We start from the raw sequence: 18,288 nt of genomic DNA on the forward strand, positions 1-18,288 counted from the left end.
TATTTCAAGCAAAATCTGCCTGCTTCTAAGGGATTCCTTACAGGAGATCGTTTAGGACAGCAGGCAGTTCTTCCTTACTTTTCTGCCCCGGCAGGTTCCTGCACAGGAGCCAGGACTGCGGTCAGATCCTCAATCAAATCTTCGGCGTTTTCAATTCCAACAGACAGCCTTAAGAGCTTGTCCGTTATGCCCCTTGCATCCCTGATTTCCCGGGGGATATCAGCATGAGTCTGGGTGGCAGGATAAGTGATCAGGCTTTCAACTCCTCCCAGGCTTTCTGCAAAACTGATAACCTTTAAGTTTTCCAGAATATGCGGCACAAGCTCCATATTTTTGACGGTAAAGGAGAGCATCGCTCCGAACCCCTCAGCCTGCCTCCGTGACAATTCATATTGCGGATGATCCTCTAGACCTGGATAATAAACAGTCTCAATGCTCGGATGTGCGTTTAGAACTTCGGCAATTCTGGCGGCATTTGCCTGCTGTCTGTCCAGGCGGATTCCAAGCGTTTTCATGCCGCGCAGGATAAGCCATGAATCCTGCGGTCCAAGTATGGCCCCTGCCCCATTATGAATCTTTGCCATCTTCAGCGACAATTCTTCGTGAGCAGTTACAACCAGCCCGGCCACCGCATCGTTATGGCCGCCAAGATATTTGGTCGCGCTGTGCATGACAATGTCTGCGCCAAATTTGATCGGCCGCTGCAGATACGGAGTCATAAACGTGTTATCCACGACTGATAGAATTCCCTTCTCTTTCGCAAATGACAAGGCGGCCTTAAGGTCCGTGACTTTCATTAATGGATTGGTGGGAGTCTCGATGAACAGACCCTTTGTATTTTCTTTGACCGCCGAGGTGATTGCCTCTATCGAAGATGTATCCACATATGTGGCCGTAATTCCATAATGGGAGAAAACCTCTTCAAGGATACGATATGTACCTCCATATAAATCATCTGAAACGACCAGGTGGTCATTAGGCTTGAAGAGCAGCAGGATGGAAGTGATGGCAGCCATTCCGGAAGCGAAGGCAAATCCCTTATCACCCTTCTCAAGTGCTGCAATTGCTTCTTCAAGAGCCGTTCTTGTGGGATTGGCTGTCCTTGAATAATCATAGCCTGTGCTCTGACCAAGGGCAGGGTGGCTGAAAGTCGCACTTTGATAGATAGGGGTGCTTATGGATCCGGTAGATGGATCCCGGTACATTCCTGATTGTACCAGGAGAGTTTCAATTTTCATGTCGTCATCTCTCTTTCATGAATTTTTCTCGATGTTCTTGGCATGCAAAAAAGCGTCCTCCGAGGAAGAACGCTAAATCAGTATCAGCTTTCTCTCATCGGCTAAATAAACCAATTTACTGGCATTAGCACCGTTCAAGTTCTGCTTGATGGTTGCCGGGCTTCATCGGGCCAGTCCCTCCGCCGCTCTGGATAAGAGTCCATATTCAATTCACGCCTTGTCGTAGATAATAACTCTTCACATCGTAGTTGTCAATATTTTTAAAATAGTTGGACATCCACTCTTTTTGCCCTGTCTTAGCCGAACGTGCACTGATTCAAAGAGGCTTAAGACCAAAAAGCAGTTGTGGTGAAAGGGAATGGTCTTAAGAAGATCTTATGACCAAAAAGTGCCTTTGGAGAACGAAAAATGGTCTTAAAATTTTTCTTATGACCCAAAAGTGCTTTCGGAGAATGAAAAGGGGTCTTAAAAAATTTTTCATGACCCAAAAGTGCCTTCGGAGAACGAAAAGGGGTCTTAAAACATTTCTTATGACCCAAAAGTACTTTCGGCGGCAGAAAAGGGGTCAGAGTGTGCCTCATTCTGCTTTTGATTTCTTTTTGATTTGAAAGGCACCGTTCTCCGCTTCTGGGTTTCTGCCCCGTTTGACTTCCTGCCGGTATTCGTAGTATCTGAGACCGACGGCGCATACTGTCAGCCATACTCCTCCCGCAGCAAAGCCTGCAAGTACATCACTCGGATAATGAACCCCGAGGTAGACCCTGCTGATTCCAATGAACAGGATGACAAGGCCGAGCAATGCAGCCCCAATCCATTTAAGCAGCCGGCTGTGAAGCATTTTTAGCAGAATGATTGCAATTGATCCATAAAAAATAAAGGACCCCATGGAATGGCCGCTCGGAAAGCTGAAGCCGTGTTCCTGGATCAATGGCAAATAACTCGGCCTGTCCCTCCTGAATAAAAGCTTCAGATAATAGTTAAATAACGCGCCGATGCCTGATGAAATCATCAGATAAACAGCATAGCGCGGATGCTTTTTATAGATCAGAACCGCACATCCCGCCACGACAGCGGCACTCAGGAATGCAACAGAACCGAAGAAGGTCAGAACTTCCATGACGGCTGTCAGCCTGTCGGAGATATTCCCCTGAATAAAGCTGATAAATCTCTGGTCAAACCGATCCAGCTCCTGCTCCCTTAATTCCTCGCTCAATTTCAAAAAAACGGTCGAGCAGCCCAGTAGCATAAAGGCGGCAAAAAAGAAATAAAGGATATTGGCTTTTGTTAATAAAGAATTTTTATGTTCGTTCATTATGTCAACCCCTGAAAGTCAGCTTTTAACCATATCTTCATATACCTTTAACACGACACTCCTTAAACGTAAACTTTATAAACCTGATTTACCGGTAAAAAAAGGAATGCTCTAATAAGCATTCCTTCCCCACTGCCGCTTGCCGTACAATCAGCAGCCATTATTAAGCTTTCTTCTTTTCCTTTGAAGCTGCAGCACGCTTCTTGCGGGGAGCAGCCTTTTTTGCTCCTCCGCCTTTTGTTTTATCAATGGAAGCCTGCAGGGCAGCCATCAGATCCATCACATTGGATTCAGGCACATCCCTTTCTTTTGGAGTGACTGTTTTGCCGTTCTTTTTGCTTTCAATCAGCTCCATCAGTGCTGTACGATAGTCGTCATGATATTTCCCCGGTTCAAATTCTGTAGTCAGCTGATCGATAAGCATGATTGCAGTGTCCAGTTCTTTCTTCGTGATATTTTCTTCTGCCGGTACATTCGGCACATCATTGGCAGCCCGCACTTCATCCGGGAAGTATATGGTTTCCATAAGCAGTGTATTTTCAAAAACCCTAACAACGGCAAGCTGTTCTTTTGACCTGATGATGATTTTGGCGATACCTACCTTCTGTGATTCCTGGAGCGCCTTTCTAAGCAGTGTATATGCTTTTCCCCCGCCATCTCCTGGTGACAAATAATAACTTCGAAGAAAATAAATGGGGTCAATTTCTTCCATCCTGACAAAATCCACAATTTCAACTGCTTTTGTTTCATTGGCCTTTTTGAGTTTTTCCAGCTCCTCATCTTCAATGACTACAAACTTTCCCTTTGTATATTCATAGGCTTTGACGAGGTCATCCTTGCCCACTTCTTTTTCGCAGACCGGGCAGACCTTTTCATATTTGATGGGGGTATGGCACTCCTTATGGAGTGTACGCAAGGATATATCTTTATCTTCTGTGGCTGAATGAAGTCTGATGGGTATATTTACAAGGCCGAAGCTGATGCTTCCCTTCCAGATAGTGTGCATACTTTTTCACCTGCATATAATTTTTCCTTATTATGATCCTGGCATCACGAAAACATGACAGACAGATCTTGGAATGATTTTTTTTGAATGGCCGGCTAAGAATAAGTACATAAAAATGGACTGCCAGAAAATAGCGAGAAGATTATTTGAAGAAGGTGATCGGTTTGAAACCTATGCTGCTGACTCCGGCTGCCGAGCCTCCTGCAGCCGGTCCTTGGTTTTACGAGGTGAAATACGATGGCTTTCGTGCGCTGCTGGATATTGATTCTGAAAATATAAAATTGACCAGCAGAAACGGAAAGCCGCTCCTCCCCCAGTTCCCTGAGATTGAGCGGTTCATCCTGGAACATATGACTATATTGCAAACCTTCCTTCCTTTGACTCTGGATGCTGAACTCGTTTGGCTGGAAAATCCGCTGAAAGCTGATTTTGAAAGCATCCAGCTGCGCGGCAGGATACGCACGAAAAACAAAATTGAAAGCAGTTCCCTTGTATCCCCTTGCCGGCTCCTGGCATTTGATGTTCTTAAAGAGGCCGGGAAAGACCTTTCCTCCCTACCTTTCAAACAGCGGAAAGAAAGGCTTCAACATATATTCAGCGCATTGGCCTGGCCGATGTCACCTGATCCTTTGAGCCAGCAATCGATCCAATATGTGCCAGCCGCGGCTAAACCGCAAGAACTCTGGGACAAAATTATCCTCCATGACGGGGAAGGCATGATTGCAAAACACGGAGACAGCCGTTATCTGCCAGGGAAACGCAGCTCCCAATGGCTTAAGATTAAAAATAAAAAGACGGCTTCCTGTTTTATCCTGTCTTATCATAAAACGAGCGGCTATTTTAGGCTGGGATTATACAAAGGACACGAAATCGTTCCCATAGGCATCGTGAAGGACGGTTTTACCAAGGATGAGAGGCAGACACTGGCTTCCATTGTAAAGAACAACTGCACCAAAGAAGACAAAGAGTTTTATTACATCGACCCATCCATATGTATAGCGGTGAAGTATCTTCATTTGTATGAAAAGGAGCTGCGGGAGCCCCACTTTGATTCATTTCTTTTAAATGTTACACCTGAGGATTGCACTTGGGAGGATTTCATCCGGCAGTCCTATCGCTTTCCCGAAAAGATTAATGTATCAAATCCAGAAAAGCTGCTGTGGGACAGTTCTGCCCTCGCATGCTCCAAGCAGGAGCTGCTGGGGTATCTTCAGGCTGTCTCCTCCTGGTTTCTTTCATTCAGCAAGAATAAACCTCTGACTGTTATCCGTTATCCCGATGGTATATTGGGAGAGAGGTTTTTCCAAAAGAACTGTCCTGATTATGCTCCTGGTTTCGTCAAGACCTTCGAGGAAGGCAATATTGACTATATCATCTGCGATAAGCTTGAGACCCTGCTCTGGCTTGGCAATATGGCTTCGATTGAATTCCACCTGCCCTTTCAGGAAGCAGGAAAGAAGCTGCCTGAAGACCTTGTCCTGGATCTCGACCCGTCTTCTCCAGAGCAGCTGCCGCTCGCGGTTAAGGCAGCTGCGGAAATTAAACGGATCCTGGACACCCTGAAGCTCACCGCGTTTATAAAAACATCCGGCAACAGGGGCCTGCAGCTGCATATTCCGCTGCAAAGGGATACATACACCTATAAAGATACCAGGCTGTTTACTGATTTTCTTGGAAGGCTGCTGACAGATCTCCATCCTGGAGAATTCACGGTCGAGAGGATGAAAAAACAAAGGGAGAACAGACTGTATTTAGACTTCGTGCAGCACGCCCCAGGCAAGACCATCATCGGTCCTTATTCGCCCCGTGCAAATTACTTCGGCGGTGTGGCAGCGCCTTTATACTGGGATGAAGTTGGAGATGATCTTGAGCTCAGCCGCTATACTGTTAAAACTGTCCCTGAAAGGCTTCGGAGGGAGGGATGCCCTTTCAGAGGATATGAGGAAGCAAGGGAAGGACAGCCCTTCCAGGAAATCATCCAGTTTTTAAAATCAGGAGGAAAGCTATAAAACAGGAGGCTGCCCAACTCCTGTTTCATTCATTGAAAGCTGCAAGATAGTCACTCACTTCATCCTGCAGTTTCAGATATAATTCCTTTTCATTAGAGTATTCTTCTTTGTCCTCCAGGTTGAAGGCGGTAAAATCAGCAGTATCGAGGACAATGGACGCCCTGTATTCGTAACTGCCATTTCCGATTAAGTCTATTTTCATATTTCCGGCAGCCTCACGGACCACACATTTTACTTTTCCGCCATTATTATAAACGGTAATCTCACTGCCTGGCTCGTTTCCGGCATGCAGGCAGGTCACGAGGCTCGATGCAGACATTGCAGTCCCGCATGCATTTGTGAAGCCTACTCCCCGCTCAAATGTCCGAACAAAAATTGCATTCTTTTCAAGCGTCCGGACAAAGCTGACATTCACACCATCCGGAAACAGTTCGTTCGGCTTATTAACCTGGACCGCCATCGTTTCTTGTATGCCTGAAGCCAGAATATCGCGGTCCACGATCGCAATGAGATGAGGATTTGGAACAGCCACAGCGGTAAAATATAGATCATCAGAAAGCTGCGGAATTTTTTCATTGAGGAGCACTTCTTTGTCCAGCTTAAGCGGCAGGTCTTCCAATTGAAAAGAAACCGGAGAAATCTCTACCCTGAAAGTAGGAATTCCAGTGAATATGTCTTCCGTCTTCTCCACTTCCAGATCCGCTTTCATCGTCTCGATGACCAATCTGTCACTGCCCAGCTTTTCGCAGGCATAACGTGCGACACAGCGCAGTCCATTTCCGCACATCGATGCCTCAGAACCATCTGAATTAAAAATCCTCATACGTGCATCGCAATGCCGGCTTTCCTGCACGAAGAGAATGCCATCAGCTCCTGCAGCGCTGTCCCTGCTGCACAGCGCGGCTGCAAAATCTGCCCTTTCACTGTCTGTAAAAGGAAGCGCAGCGTCCATTTCATCTATAAGAATAAAATCATTTCCTGAACCATGGCATTTAATCATTTCAATCTTCATTTTGCACATCTCCCTATGAATCACTTTATCTAATCATATTGATTTACTATCCTCTCGGTTAAATACTATTATAAAAGAAAACACTCCCTTAGAAAAGGAAGCGCCGCTATGAAAGTATATTCAACCTGGAAGAATTCTACCTATCTGTTTCATTTCTTTATCGACTCGGTTGCCAGCCTTGATTTACTCGGTCAAGAAAAGGTGGCCCTGGTGGACACGGGGATTTTCACAAAGGACAAAGAACTTTTATGGGAAGGTTCCATCTCTGTGAAACTGAATTCCTTCGGCATCTATCCCTTGCCTGAAGACATCAGCAAAATCCCTCTGCCACAATCCATCTTAAGGATGCTCATCATTGAATTAAGGAGATACATCAAGCCTCAAAAGCAATTTTTATGACTTTATTCATATCCGTCGACAACTAAATCAAGCCTGCCGGAGGCAGGATCAATTACCAGCCCATGGACCGGTATCCCGGCTGGAATCAAAGGATGGTTCTTTATGATGGAAACACTGTGGGCCACATTTTCGGAAACGTCAGTGAATCCTTCCAGCCATTTGTGAAGATCAATTCCGGAATGCTTCAATGTATCCAAGGTTTCCTTCGTAATGCCTCTTTCCTGCATTTTGGCAAGCGTCTTAACCGGATCCATGCCTGACATGCCGCAATCATGGTGGCCGACGACAATAATCTCATCTGCCCCCAGTTCATAAACTGCCACAATCATGGAGCGGACAATCGATCCGAACGGATGGGCAATGACCGCCCCTGCATTCTTGATGACTTTTACATCACCGTTCTTAAAGTTCAGTGCCCGGGGGAGAAGCTCCACGAGTCTCGTGTCCATGCAGCTTAAGACCACGACTTTTTTATCGGGGAATTTATCGGTCTTAAATTCCTCGTATTCCTTTTTTTCCACAAAACTTTCATTATGTACTAAAATATCATTTAATAGCGACATAGTTACCTACCTCTGTATATTATTTTTAGGAATTATACCAATAAATTTGAATAATTAGTAGCAGAATGAATTATCAATTATGCCTGCTGTTACTGATGAGCGCACATATCCCTAAAACGGCTGCCCGCTGGTCATTATCGGCCAACTCCGAAAAGTGGATGACTGGTGTATTAATCCCTTTAAATCGTTCCTGCCAGGGAACGGGGAGAAACCCTTTTTGCATGGTCCCAATTCCTGCCCCTTTCCCATCCTGTGCTTTAAATCCACCCTGCCCTGCATCGAAGGAGACGGCAATCCTCGGGACATTCAAAGGATTGTAGACAGTACCGCGGATCTTCAGCATCGATTGCTTTTGTTCTTCTTTGTATATTCCTGTTATTTCGCCATTTCTATTCCTGATTATCATTGTTTGTGAAAAAAAGCCTTTAACAGTGTAGGTATACAGCTTTCTTCCTTCATTGTCGATCAAGCTGTAATTCTTCCTTAGTAAATCAGTCATGAAACCAGGCACCAGCCAAAGCCCGCTGTTCATATTACAATCCCTGAGCTCTCCTGCAGCACTGCCATCAGAGGAAAACAGCACCAGCCTTAAGGTTGGTGCCGGCAGATAAGAGAAAAGCAGATAACTTTCTGACAGCGGGTTACGTGCTGCAGTTTCAGATATGGATTCTCTGCCCCTGCCAGCCTGGATCATATACTTTGCAAAGAAAAAGCAGCTAAGCACTATGAACGGTCCAACCGCAATCAAAATGTGGAGGTAAATGAAACCGGCCGCATGCAGGCAGCTGAACAAAATTCCCAGTATCAACGAAGCCCACGAAGCACAAAGTTCTGCCCTTGCAGCTTCACGGTAATAATGCTGAATGTTCATATGCAGGCTCCTTTTTATAAAGGCTCTTTTATTAAAATAAATGCCTTTTACGAGCGTTCGATAAGGCATTGAATATGTCTGCTGGCGGCTTTTCACAGGGTTCCAGGCTCCTGATTCTGCTGTGAGCCTTCCAGCTCGGTGCTTTTCCCGCAGAAATGGAGTGCATTCAACCAGTTTGTCGAGAACACCCTTTTAAAATCTTTATTTTTAAATATAGTAGATTCCAGCTGAAATTATGAGTGAAAAGTGGCGGTCTTTGTACTGAGGGATGCTGAGGAATTAAAAAAGGACAAAAAAAAATGGCCAGTAAATCAATAAGGATTTAGAGGCCACCTGCTAACTTTTCATACAGCTACATATCCTTCATGCTTTTTCCGCTTTGACAACCCGCTTACCGCCTTTAGTATAAACATTTTATCCTGTGTTGAAAGCATTCTCCAGCTTCCTGCTTTGATTACCATATTCAAACACTCCTTTACATTACTTAGATTTTATAATGATCCCAGCAGTAAAATTCTGTCTGATTAGTATGTAACCCTTTTATACCGCCTTTTCCCGTAATTGAAACAACAAAAATTCCTACAAATTTTTCAACGACTCCGCCTTAATGCAATGAATGCCGTCATTCCTTGGCCTTCAAACGTACTGGCTGTCGATATCATTCAGTTTTTGAAACGGTGTCAGGCACCTAACACGAGTTCAATCAAACAAAAGGAATCTCCTCTTTATCCCTTCTCTTCCTGTCTTGCAAAATGATTTACCTTACATATTTAAGACCAGGATTATTCACATCCACACATGAATATAAATGTCACAGGATGAATTTCAACTCTCCTCTCCTTACCATGATAGATACCCGGGCAGTAACATTTGCGGCAATACTGCAGAAGTCATTCCTGCACTCCTGCAGGAATCAATTCATGAAGATACAGAAGCCTGCCTATCCTCGGCTGCTGGGCATCCTGATATACGTACCTGTCAGACCTTGCCATTCTTCCGGCTGAGAATCGGCAGCATAGTGGCTGGAAAGGGTGAGGGACTTGTCCGCTGGATACACCATTCTTTTCATTTCCAGGCAGGTCCGCTCTTCACCATGATAGATGGTTCTATCATCTAAAAATAAGGTAGAATTTTGGCGAAAAAAATGATAAATTTACCTATTTCCTTTTATTCAATTTTTTAGTATTATACGTTCGTATGGTATATTTATTTATCCATATAACTGACATTTACATGTTCAAACCGCAGCACCCTTTTCGCCTGAATCGGGGCTGCAGCACTAGGGAAGGCAAATGGTGAGCCATCGGTACATCCGGTTCTAGTGGGTTCGATTCCCACCCCGAAATTTTTTAATGCTGAATTTGTTGAAAAATTTCGAGGGTGGGCTCTTTAGAGTGAAATCTGCCCTCAAGACACGGAGGGATTATTTAATGTTGAAGAAAAGAGAATTATCAGATTGCCATGCTCTTTATGAATTAATGACCCATCCGGATGTTTTCCCGTTTGTACGCCAAAAAGTTCAATCTTACGATGAATATTTGTTTGTAACAAAACAAACGATCGAAGCTGAGGAACGCGGCGAGCTTATATCCAGGACCATCACGGATGAATGGGGCAACCCAATTGGCACCATTTCCCTATTTGACATCGAAGAGAACGCTGGATTCCTGGGCACCTGGCTTGGGAAGGAATTTCACGGAAAGGGCTATAATCAGGCGGCTAAGGAAGCCTTCTTCAATGAGGTATTTTATGACTTGTCCATCAATCATATTTTCCTGCGCATCCGGAAAGTCAATCAGCGCTCTGTGAATGCAGCAAAAAAGCTGCCATATGCCATCGCAGCCAATGATACGAGAAAAGTTCTTTATGAAAAATTAAATGGGCAGGAGCCTATTTTCGACTTATATGAAATACCGAAGGATCTATACACCTTTCACATGCTCCGGGTGGAGAATCAGACAGAAGATCCAGATCAGCAGCTTCTCGAGGCTTAAAGCGTGTGATGGGACACAAAAAAGGAACAGTGCGGGATACCGCACTGTTCCTTTATTTATCTGTCTGATCATTTCCGAGTTCCGCATACAGGTTCCTTAGCACATGGAGCCTATATTGCTCAAGTTTCCTCCGCTCAACCGGATGCTTGGATATACCTGCTGCCTTCAGCTGCTGTATGAACCAGCCTTTGGAGTATTTATAAGCCATTTGTCTCCCCCTCACCCTCTATAGGGTTAGCTTATGATAGAGGGAGGGTGTGCATGACTACTTTCGGACTAAGTGTTTTCCTCATAACAAACCTGTAAGCAGGCGGTACATCTCATCTGTCCTGGTGAAGTGCCTCCCAGCCTGCATGCTCTCTGCCATCTCTTCTTTGTTCTCATACAGGTCTGAAATGGTCTGAAGGAAATTTTCCTTCGTCAGCTCTTCCTCCTGAATGGTCCGGCAATACCCGGCTTTTTCAAAGCTGGCAGCGTTGATAATCTGATCGCCCCTTGATTGAGTCCTTGACAGGGGAATTAAAAGCATCGGTTTTTGCAATGCCAGGAATTCAAATATGGAGTTGGAGCCTGCACGGGAAACGACAAGGCTCGCAGAAGCGGCCATATCAAACAGCCCTTCATGTACAAATTCAAATGGAGCATATCCCTCCTGTCTTAATTCCTCTCTAACATTGCCCTTTCCACAGAAATGAATAACCTGAAAAGTTTTGAGGAGTTCCGGCAGGCTTTGTTCCACAGCCTGGTTGATGCTCCTAGCTCCGAGACTTCCCCCCATAATGGCAAGAACAGGCTTTTTATCTGTAAAACCGCATCGCGCGAGTCCCTTATCCTTATTCCCTGTAAACACCCCATCCCGAAGAACGGCTCCTGCATGAATCGTTTTCTTTCCTCTGAGATAGCTGCTTGTTTCCTTGAATGTGGTGAAGACTGCCCGGGAGAAAGGAAACGCCATACGATTTGCGAGACCGGGAGTATAATCTGACTCATGGATGACGGCTGGGATATTGAGGAGGCTCCCTCCCAGGACCACAGGAACGGAAACGAACCCTCCTTTAGAGAAAATCAGATCAGGCTTCAGCTTCCTAAGAATTCTGCAAGATTGAATAATGCCTCCAAGTATATTGAATGGGTCCTTAAGATTCTGCCAGGAAAAGTAGCGGCGCAGCTTGCCGGCAGGCACACTATAATAAGCAATTTCCGGAAAATTCTTCTCGATGATTTCCCTTTCTATTCCTTTGCGGGATCCTATATAGACTACATCCCATCCATTTCTCAAAAATACTGGGATAAGGGCGGCATTCACTGACACATGCCCCGCGGATCCCCCGCCCGTAAATACAATTCGTTTTTTCATGTTCCTGCCCCTTGTAGTTTTTATGTATAGATCCATTTTATCGCAAAGCCATCTTGTTATGTGCTATAATTCTTTTCATTATTGAATTTAGCGAACCAGGGGTAACTTATGCAAAAGACACAGTCAAACAAAGAAAAAATAAAGCAGTTTTTACAGATCCTGCTGCCGATTCTTTTAACACAGCTCGGGATTTTCTCAATGACCTTTTTTGATACGATGATGTCCGGGAATGCTGGTCCTTCTGATCTCGCCGGAGTTGCAATCGGAAGCTCCCTCTGGACTCCTGTATTCACCGGGCTTAGCGGAATATTGCTTGCTATTACTCCCATTGTCGCCCAGCAGATAGGCGGTGGAAGGCACAGGGAAGTAAGCTTTTCAGTAACACAGGGAATTTATTTGTCCTTTTTCATGGCATTGATTGTCATTGTAATCGGATCTTTCGCTCTCGGGCCAGTACTTGACGCCATGAAACTGGCACCGGAGGTCAGGGAAATTGCCCATGGCTTTTTAAAAGCTTTATCCATCGGAATGGTGCCGCTTTTTGTATATAATGCTTTACGGGCTTATATAGATGCACTCGGCGAAACGAAGATTTCTATGTTTATCACCCTGCTTTCCCTGCCGATCAACATCTTTTTGAATTATGTGCTGATATTCGGGAATTTGGGATTCCCTAGACTTGGGGGAATAGGGGCAGGCTATGCGTCTGCCGTCACATACTGGGCTTTGACCCTTATTGCTCTTTATGTCATTTATTCAAAAGAACCGTTCATTCGCTTCAAAGTATTCCGGGTTTTCTACACCATATCACTGAAGGAATGGGTTTCCATCCTGAAAGTCGGAGTCCCCATCGGTTTTTCGATTTTCTTTGAAACGAGCATTTTTTCAGCTGTCACTTTATTAATGAGTAATTACAGCACTGTTGTCATAGCTTCACATCAAGCGGCATTGAACTTTGCCTCATTCCTGTACATGATCCCTCTAAGCATCTCGATGAGCCTCACCATTGTCGTGGGTTTTGAAGCAGGTGCCAAGCGGATACACGATGCCGTTAAATATGCCTATATCGGCATTAGCATGGCTGTCTGCCTTGCCTTTATCTGCGGCTTGGTTCTGTTTGCCTTAAGAGAACAGATTGCCGGGTTATATACGAATGATCCCGAAGTATTGAAGATGACGTCTTCATTCCTTGTTTTCGCTCTTTTTTTTCAGCTCTCCGATGCCCTGCAGGCTCCCATTCAGGGCGCTCTCAGGGGATATAAGGATGTAAATGTAACGCTGGTCATGTCACTGGTCTCCTACTGGGTGATTGGCCTGCCAACCGGCTATCTTTTTGCGGCACATACAGGCCTTGATGCCTTCGGCTATTGGATAGGATTGATTACAGGCCTCGCAGCCGGCGCGGTTACACTGTCCTTCAGGCTCGTATCCGTCCAGCGGAGGAAAAAGGCTGAGTGGCAAAAGGGATGAAGCATAATCAATGTGAATACTAAAAAGGCGGACGTAAAGTCCTCCTTTTTTTTATGCACAGAATATAATTATTCTATGGAATTATAGGGTTTAAACATAGTTAATTTTCGAGCGGGCGCCTGCAGCGGACATCATTTTTTTGTTCGAACTCCACCAGGAACGCGACGATAAGTCCTGCGTAAGCAAAATTCGGCTGATAAATAACGATTCTCTTCTGGCTGCATACTATAATAGCGGATAATCCACTGTTTTATGCTGGACACTTGAAAGGAGAAGTCAGGAATGTTTCCATGGAATATGCTTTTCCCTTTCAACAAACAGGCTGGTGAGATGCTAAAGAATATGCAGTCTAAGGATATCGATCCCCTCATGGGAAATTTTTTCTCCCAATTTGCAGCTCAGGCAGAGAAGATGTTTGCTGGACAGGACTCTGCACCCGACTTCAACTTCATGGCAAGTAGCGGGCAGGGCAAACAAGCAGTATCTGACTCCCCCGCTTCTGTATTTGAGACTCATGAAAACGTGTATGTGAGGATTGCAATAAAGGAATCAGCTCCATTAGATAAGCTGAAGATTTTCCACACCTCCAACCAGTTGATTCTCGAGGGCCTTCCTGAATCCAAGGACAGAAGGACTGTGACTCTGCCTTCACTGGTTAAAAAGAAAGGGGCCCAAGCCGTATATAAGGAAGGAATTCTGGAAGTGAAAATACCTAAGAACGAAGATATGCAATACTCCGAAATAAATGTTTCCAAAAAATAAAAAAGGACTAAGCAAAGATTCACTTAGTCCTTTTTTATCAACCTATATTTTATTTAGAGATGAATTGTTGTGTCCAGTAATGTCCATCTTCTACATAGCCGACACCGATATGCGTGTAGCCGCTGTTAAGGATGTTGGCACGGTGGCCAGAGCTGTTCATCCATGCTTTTACAACTTCTTCAGGAGTAGGCTGTCCTTGTGCAATATTTTCCCCTGCAGATTTGTAGCTGATTCCAAATTTCTTCATCATGTCAAATGGAGAACCATAAGTTGGGCTGTTATGGTCGAAATAGTTGTTATCGTGCATGTCTTGAGATTTAGTACGGGCCACTTTGCTCAGGTCTGTATCGACTTTCAGCGCTGCCAGGCCTTGTTTTGAACGCTCTGCATTTGTCAGCTCGACAACTTTTTGTTCAAAAGCGCTTAGTTCATTAGCTGTCTGGGCTGGTGCTGCTTTTTCAGCAGGTGCTGGTGCTGCCTTTGGTGCTTGTGGAGCTGGTGCTGCTTTTGGTGCTTGTGGAGCTGGTGCCGCCTTTGGTGCTTGTGGAGCTGGTGCTGCTTGTGGAGCTGGTGCTGCTTGACCTGTGAAGCAGTCATTAGCCGGCAATTGAACGTTTTGATATTTTGTCAGGTTTTCATTCACATATTTTGTGAGGTCCTGATAGCTATTAAACTGCATGACAGTCGGTTTTGAGTAATTAATAGTAGAAGCGTCAGCTTGAGTCGCTGCTGCTCCTGAAATTGAGATGGCTGCAGCTGCTGCTAATGATAATAGGAATTTCTGTTTCATTCTATTATTTCCCCCTAATTTCGTTTTTTGTATTTGTCTTGCTTGCAAAATTATCATAACATAGGATTTTCGTAATATTTCAGGCACAGTTTTCCAATAACCATCTCCATGATTCTCAGTATGACATCCGCAGAAAAAAAACAAAAAAACCCTTTACCAGAAAGGGTTAGAGAGCACTGCCTAATTTTGGCGCGTTTTATAAAATTATCTTTTTATGGGCAGGTTTAGCCGGAATTCCAACACCTACTAAGAAAGAAGCTATTGACAGTTTTTAAGCAAAGCGGTTTTTGTAATGTATATTACATAATTGTTACAAAAGTTAACGATATACGTCAAAGCAGTTCCTTATATACCTTGGTATAAACTTCTAATAATGAACCTTTCTCGGCGGGCGTGAGCTGTGATTCAGACATGCGCATTAAACTGATGATAAACTTCTCTTCTTTCTTCTTTCTTATCCTTGGATGGGAATTTTCATCCAGAAGCTCCCGCTTGATCAGCTCGAGCAAAATCTCCTCTTTATTAGTTTCAGGAGCCTGACCGGCTGACCGGTTTTTCCAGATAGAAAGATAACTATCTAAAAGTTCTTCATATATATATTTCGTCATGTCGTTCCTCCTGATTGGAATAAGCTGCTCATGGACGGCCGATAAGATAAAAAAATGGAAGTATACCTATGGAACAGCCCCAAAGATGTCTTAAGTGCAAAATAAACCGCTCCAGATTAATTTTATTGAACAGATGCCAGCATATAAAAAGGTTAATTCCGTTACGGACCGCGTATTAGGAATATGCCAGTGAAAGGCTCAATCCTTTTCATTTCCGCTACAACGGACCTGAGTACAGGATCCAGTGCGGCACATGCGGTACCATGGGGGGACGAATCAACTTCGCAGCTTTCGGACCATCCATTTTTATAGCAGTTTTCTATAAAGATCTATAAATTGTGAAAGTTCTTCTTCTGAAAGCACGCCAAACTTTTCTGTAAAATATTCTGAACGTTTTTTTGCCAATTCGAGATATAGCGCTTCTCCTTCATTAGTGAGCGCTATTTTCACGATTCTTCGATCCTGGTCAGTCCTCTTTCTTGTAATATACCCCTTCTTGACCAGGATATCTGTAACATTCGTGATATGGCTTGCCGATACCTTGAGGTCCTGGGAAATGGCAGAAGCCTTTTGAGGACCAGCTATGTATAAAAATCTTAATACTGCAAACTCATTTCCGTTAATCACATTTCCATAAATGAGCTGCAATTCACTGCGGATCATCCTGTAAAAAGTCCTATGATAATTTATCAGTTCATTTATCTTTTCTTTTCTCAAATGGAATCTGTCCTTTCAGGATAAAAACGGGTTCTTCCTTATAGTTTAACAAAAAAATAACCCGGCAAGTAGCCGGGAATGTTAATAAATAGTGAAATACCACCTTAAATGATAGGTTATTCTTTATCTTTTCCGTGGTTTTTCACATAATCCTTTGCATTATCAATAGCAATGGGTATAGCACGGCCTTCTTCATAGCCTTCTTCAAGCATGGCATTTGCAATTTCAATCGCTTTTTCCCTGACTGGCTTATCCAGATTTTTCATCGAGGCCGGATAGTCACTTTTTGTCCATGGCATGGTATTTTCCCCCTTTGGGTGTTCTTATATAAACTATATTCCCCCAAAGAAGTCGTTTAAAGCGTCCGTAAAAATAAAGATATACAACGATAAGGAGATTCCAAATTGTAAGGCCCAACTACTATACAAATCAAAATAGAGAAATTGAACTTTTCAGTTATTTTATTTATTTATTTATTGAATTCATTAACTGGAAGAAGTATTCAGGTTTATGAGTCTTATTTAGGTTATACCATGAATGTAATGCATCTGATGTAAATACATCTATTTTTTTCAGTACCTCCGCAGCAAATTCCAGAGGCGCTATTCCTGGTGCAGTAACTAAATTCGCATCAGATACCGCAGATTCCGCCTCATAGAACTTTTCTCCTTTATAGTTAGGACATACCATTTTAGTATATTCTAAATTATTACTTGTATGCTTTCTATTATCTAAGTATCCCATACCCGCAAGGCCCTCAATTGCACCACAAATTGCAGCAACAATAGTGCCAAGATTTAAAGCATGGCCAACTCTTTTCAAGACAGGTTGATGAATTTCCTCACTCCAAGTAGTCCCTCCTGGTAAAATTAAAAGATCTTTACTCTTAAGAGTACATTCATCAAGTGATATATCTGGCTTTATGCCCATTCCTCCCATAGTAGTAATCATTTCTTTATTAGCTCCTACTGTAAATACTTTTAAAGGTGCTAAATCTTTTTTAAAATATCTTCCTGAGTTTAGTTCAGCAACTAAATATCCATATTCCCAGTCCGACATTGTATTAAATACATATAGGAAAACTTTTTTTGTTTGCATACAATAACACTCCCATTTACAATTTATATAGCAATTATAAGATAACTTCCCTGACAGTTAACGTCAGGGAAGTTATCATTCTTGATAAAATTTTATTAATTCCGACAGAACTTCAATAAGTTTTTTCTTAAGACTTAATGGCTCTACTACTTTAATAGATTTATTGTATGGTAAAAGTAAATAAGGTACATATGTATGTATCATATCTTTTTCAAGAAGAAAAACAGCTTGATTTGAAGTCCGTTCTTGTAAATAATGTCCTAAAAACCAATGTTGGCAAATATCAGCCAGTACATTTTTATCTCCACTAATAACCAAAGAAATTACCCCTTCCTTATCTTCTATAGCTGGAAGAAGACTTTTTATAAAAAAGTCACGTGCTGAAAAATTTTCTGGCCGGTTAAACTTATTTTCGGTTAGCATTAGATTTTCAATTCGATCTACTCTAAAACTACGAATATCATTCCTAAGATGACAAAACCCAATCATATACCACTTATTATTCCAATAGATAATTCTGAACGGATCCACCAATCTATAATTTAATTGATTTTCGCCACTTTTATGGTAAATAATTTTTACTGAGTACTCGTTAGCTACAGCCCGCTCCAACTCCTTCAAAGAAGATTCCATAGAGAGTGAATTTAATCGACTTATTACTTCAAGACTAGTTAAATGTTGGTTTATCTTTGTTTCCTGCTCTTGATTTGAGTATTTACTTAGTTTTGAAATGGCCCTATTCAGTGCATCACCACCATAATATCCGGCTTCTTCTGCAAAAACAGCAGCATGAAATAGTGAAGTTTTCTCCTCCAAATCAAAAAAAAGAGGAGCCTTAATAAAATTGTTCAATAAGGTGTATCCACCGTTATGTCCTGGTATTGATATTATAGGTACGCCGCTTGTTGAGATTGTATCAATATAACGATACACAGTCCTTATATTCATTTCTAACTTTTCAGAAATTTGTTTTGCAGTAATTTTTTCACCTGAACGAAGCATCCATAGAATTGCTAACATATTATCGATTTTAGGCATATAATTCCACCTCTATAAGCAATTTATATTCTATTATATATTTT

The 18,288-nt window shown here is 43.0% G+C and carries 19 protein-coding genes, 1 pseudogene and 1 riboswitch; of the genes and pseudogenes, 6 read left to right on the forward strand and 14 right to left on the reverse strand.

Annotation, left to right across the window (positions count from 1 at the left end):
• Positions 1-74: 74 nt before the first annotated feature.
• The 3 genes from V1501_RS13030 to V1501_RS13040 all read right to left on the reverse strand — a co-directional run bounded on the left by V1501_RS13030 (position 75) and on the right by V1501_RS13040 (position 3,556).
• Positions 75-1,238: a trans-sulfuration enzyme family protein gene (locus V1501_RS13030; RefSeq protein WP_409288725.1), complete on the reverse strand. Its 1,164-nt coding sequence runs from the start codon at positions 1,236-1,238 to the stop codon at positions 75-77.
• A gap of 91 nt (positions 1,239-1,329) precedes the next feature.
• Positions 1,330-1,436, reverse strand: a riboswitch (SAM riboswitch).
• 379 nt (positions 1,437-1,815) lie between these two features.
• Entirely contained in the window at positions 1,816-2,550 is a 735-nt protein-coding gene (locus V1501_RS13035; protein WP_409288727.1) for a phosphatase PAP2 family protein, read from the reverse strand.
• A 163-nt stretch (positions 2,551-2,713) separates the two neighbouring features.
• Positions 2,714-3,556, reverse strand: coding sequence for a Ku protein (locus V1501_RS13040; RefSeq protein WP_409288728.1), 843 nt, complete (start codon positions 3,554-3,556; stop codon positions 2,714-2,716).
• A 173-nt stretch (positions 3,557-3,729) separates the two neighbouring features.
• Between V1501_RS13040 and ligD the strand changes: the two genes are divergently transcribed.
• Positions 3,730-5,565: a DNA ligase D gene (gene ligD / locus V1501_RS13045; protein WP_409293349.1), complete on the forward strand. Its 1,836-nt coding sequence runs from the start codon at positions 3,730-3,732 to the stop codon at positions 5,563-5,565.
• 25 nt (positions 5,566-5,590) lie between these two features.
• On the opposite strand, the gene dapF is transcribed toward ligD, so the two are convergent.
• Positions 5,591-6,577, reverse strand: coding sequence for a diaminopimelate epimerase (dapF, locus tag V1501_RS13050; protein WP_409288730.1), 987 nt, complete (start codon positions 6,575-6,577; stop codon positions 5,591-5,593).
• A gap of 108 nt (positions 6,578-6,685) precedes the next feature.
• On the opposite strand from dapF, the gene V1501_RS13055 reads away from it, so the two are divergent.
• On the forward strand, positions 6,686-6,976 hold the full coding sequence (locus V1501_RS13055) for a hypothetical protein (protein ID WP_409288732.1): 291 nt from the start codon (positions 6,686-6,688) through the stop codon (positions 6,974-6,976).
• 2 nt (positions 6,977-6,978) lie between these two features.
• Here V1501_RS13055 and V1501_RS13060 read toward each other — a convergent pair whose 3' ends face one another.
• Both V1501_RS13060 and V1501_RS13065 read right to left on the reverse strand, forming a co-directional pair.
• A complete protein-coding gene (locus tag V1501_RS13060; RefSeq protein ID WP_409288734.1) occupies positions 6,979-7,539 on the reverse strand; it encodes a beta-class carbonic anhydrase in 561 nt (186 codons plus the stop codon).
• Positions 7,540-7,612: 73 nt separating this feature from the next.
• Complete coding sequence (locus tag V1501_RS13065; RefSeq protein ID WP_409288736.1) at positions 7,613-8,410, reverse strand: hypothetical protein; 798 nt, start codon at positions 8,408-8,410, stop codon at positions 7,613-7,615.
• An 808-nt stretch (positions 8,411-9,218) separates the two neighbouring features.
• Here V1501_RS13065 and V1501_RS13070 point away from each other — a divergent pair.
• Together V1501_RS13070 and V1501_RS13075 are read left to right on the forward strand one after the other, a co-directional pair.
• The gene (locus V1501_RS13070) at positions 9,219-9,527 is read left to right on the forward strand and encodes a hypothetical protein (RefSeq protein WP_409288738.1); all 309 of its coding nucleotides are present in this window, start codon (positions 9,219-9,221) and stop codon (positions 9,525-9,527) included.
• A 313-nt stretch (positions 9,528-9,840) separates the two neighbouring features.
• Positions 9,841-10,404 (forward strand): GNAT family N-acetyltransferase, encoded by a 564-nt coding sequence (locus V1501_RS13075; RefSeq protein WP_409288739.1) that lies wholly within the window; start codon positions 9,841-9,843, stop codon positions 10,402-10,404.
• A gap of 52 nt (positions 10,405-10,456) precedes the next feature.
• Here the strand turns inward: V1501_RS13075 and V1501_RS13080 are convergent, their stop codons facing one another.
• Positions 10,457-10,612, reverse strand: coding sequence for a YflJ family protein (locus V1501_RS13080; protein ID WP_409288741.1), 156 nt, complete (start codon positions 10,610-10,612; stop codon positions 10,457-10,459).
• An 81-nt stretch (positions 10,613-10,693) separates the two neighbouring features.
• Positions 10,694-11,761 (reverse strand): undecaprenyldiphospho-muramoylpentapeptide beta-N-acetylglucosaminyltransferase, encoded by a 1,068-nt coding sequence (locus V1501_RS13085; RefSeq protein WP_409288743.1) that lies wholly within the window; start codon positions 11,759-11,761, stop codon positions 10,694-10,696.
• 108 nt (positions 11,762-11,869) lie between these two features.
• Here V1501_RS13085 and V1501_RS13090 point away from each other — a divergent pair, with 108 nt between their 5' ends.
• Entirely contained in the window at positions 11,870-13,231 is a 1,362-nt protein-coding gene (locus tag V1501_RS13090; protein WP_409288745.1) for an MATE family efflux transporter, read from the forward strand.
• Between the two features lie 282 nt (positions 13,232-13,513).
• On the forward strand, positions 13,514-13,993 hold the full coding sequence (locus V1501_RS13095; RefSeq protein ID WP_409288747.1) for an Hsp20/alpha crystallin family protein: 480 nt from the start codon (positions 13,514-13,516) through the stop codon (positions 13,991-13,993).
• A gap of 49 nt (positions 13,994-14,042) precedes the next feature.
• On the opposite strand, the gene V1501_RS13100 is transcribed toward V1501_RS13095, so the two are convergent.
• From V1501_RS13100 to V1501_RS13125, 6 genes and pseudogenes are all read right to left on the reverse strand, one after another.
• Positions 14,043-14,783 (reverse strand): CAP domain-containing protein, encoded by a 741-nt coding sequence (locus tag V1501_RS13100; protein ID WP_409288749.1) that lies wholly within the window; start codon positions 14,781-14,783, stop codon positions 14,043-14,045.
• Between the two features lie 332 nt (positions 14,784-15,115).
• Entirely contained in the window at positions 15,116-15,391 is a 276-nt protein-coding gene (locus V1501_RS13105) for a hypothetical protein (RefSeq protein WP_409288751.1), read from the reverse strand.
• A gap of 306 nt (positions 15,392-15,697) precedes the next feature.
• Positions 15,698-16,108, reverse strand: a complete 411-nt coding sequence (locus V1501_RS13110) for a MarR family winged helix-turn-helix transcriptional regulator (RefSeq protein ID WP_409288753.1) — start codon at positions 16,106-16,108, stop codon at positions 15,698-15,700.
• Positions 16,109-16,230: 122 nt separating this feature from the next.
• Positions 16,231-16,407, reverse strand: a pseudogene (locus V1501_RS13115) (hypothetical protein); the annotation flags it as partial.
• Positions 16,408-16,573: 166 nt separating this feature from the next.
• The gene (locus tag V1501_RS13120; protein ID WP_409288754.1) at positions 16,574-17,206 is read right to left on the reverse strand and encodes a type 1 glutamine amidotransferase family protein; all 633 of its coding nucleotides are present in this window, start codon (positions 17,204-17,206) and stop codon (positions 16,574-16,576) included.
• Between the two features lie 75 nt (positions 17,207-17,281).
• Positions 17,282-18,244, reverse strand: a complete 963-nt coding sequence (locus V1501_RS13125; protein ID WP_409288756.1) for a helix-turn-helix transcriptional regulator — start codon at positions 18,242-18,244, stop codon at positions 17,282-17,284.
• Positions 18,245-18,288 lie beyond the last annotated feature (44 nt).

It is taken from the genome of Paraperibacillus esterisolvens (assembly GCF_046237625.1).
GTDB classification, from domain to species: Bacteria; Bacillota; Bacilli; order Bacillales; family DSM-1321; genus Paraperibacillus; species Paraperibacillus esterisolvens.

What these genes read in the sequence shown, in the direction of transcription:
- V1501_RS13085 (WP_409288743.1), bottom strand. Translation starts at nt 11,761, where the DNA reads ATGAAAAAACGAATTGTATTTACGGGCGGGGGATCCGCGGGGCATGTG.
- V1501_RS13095 (WP_409288747.1), top strand. Translation starts at nt 13,514, where the DNA reads ATGTTTCCATGGAATATGCTTTTCCCTTTCAACAAACAGGCTGGTGAG.
- V1501_RS13080 (WP_409288741.1), bottom strand. Translation starts at nt 10,612, where the DNA reads ATGGCTTATAAATACTCCAAAGGCTGGTTCATACAGCAGCTGAAGGCA.
- ligD (WP_409293349.1), top strand. Translation starts at nt 3,730, where the DNA reads ATGCTGCTGACTCCGGCTGCCGAGCCTCCTGCAGCCGGTCCTTGGTTT.
- V1501_RS13090 (WP_409288745.1), top strand. Translation starts at nt 11,870, where the DNA reads ATGCAAAAGACACAGTCAAACAAAGAAAAAATAAAGCAGTTTTTACAG.
- V1501_RS13075 (WP_409288739.1), top strand. Translation starts at nt 9,841, where the DNA reads ATGTTGAAGAAAAGAGAATTATCAGATTGCCATGCTCTTTATGAATTA.
- V1501_RS13120 (WP_409288754.1), bottom strand. Translation starts at nt 17,206, where the DNA reads ATGCAAACAAAAAAAGTTTTCCTATATGTATTTAATACAATGTCGGAC.
- V1501_RS13040 (WP_409288728.1), bottom strand. Translation starts at nt 3,556, where the DNA reads ATGCACACTATCTGGAAGGGAAGCATCAGCTTCGGCCTTGTAAATATA.
- V1501_RS13125 (WP_409288756.1), bottom strand. Translation starts at nt 18,244, where the DNA reads ATGCCTAAAATCGATAATATGTTAGCAATTCTATGGATGCTTCGTTCA.
- V1501_RS13065 (WP_409288736.1), bottom strand. Translation starts at nt 8,410, where the DNA reads ATGAACATTCAGCATTATTACCGTGAAGCTGCAAGGGCAGAACTTTGT.
- V1501_RS13060 (WP_409288734.1), bottom strand. Translation starts at nt 7,539, where the DNA reads ATGTCGCTATTAAATGATATTTTAGTACATAATGAAAGTTTTGTGGAA.
- V1501_RS13070 (WP_409288738.1), top strand. Translation starts at nt 9,219, where the DNA reads ATGTCACAGGATGAATTTCAACTCTCCTCTCCTTACCATGATAGATAC.
- V1501_RS13105 (WP_409288751.1), bottom strand. Translation starts at nt 15,391, where the DNA reads ATGACGAAATATATATATGAAGAACTTTTAGATAGTTATCTTTCTATC.
- V1501_RS13100 (WP_409288749.1), bottom strand. Translation starts at nt 14,783, where the DNA reads ATGAAACAGAAATTCCTATTATCATTAGCAGCAGCTGCAGCCATCTCA.
- V1501_RS13055 (WP_409288732.1), top strand. Translation starts at nt 6,686, where the DNA reads ATGAAAGTATATTCAACCTGGAAGAATTCTACCTATCTGTTTCATTTC.
- V1501_RS13035 (WP_409288727.1), bottom strand. Translation starts at nt 2,550, where the DNA reads ATGAACGAACATAAAAATTCTTTATTAACAAAAGCCAATATCCTTTAT.
- V1501_RS13030 (WP_409288725.1), bottom strand. Translation starts at nt 1,238, where the DNA reads ATGAAAATTGAAACTCTCCTGGTACAATCAGGAATGTACCGGGATCCA.
- dapF (WP_409288730.1), bottom strand. Translation starts at nt 6,577, where the DNA reads ATGAAGATTGAAATGATTAAATGCCATGGTTCAGGAAATGATTTTATT.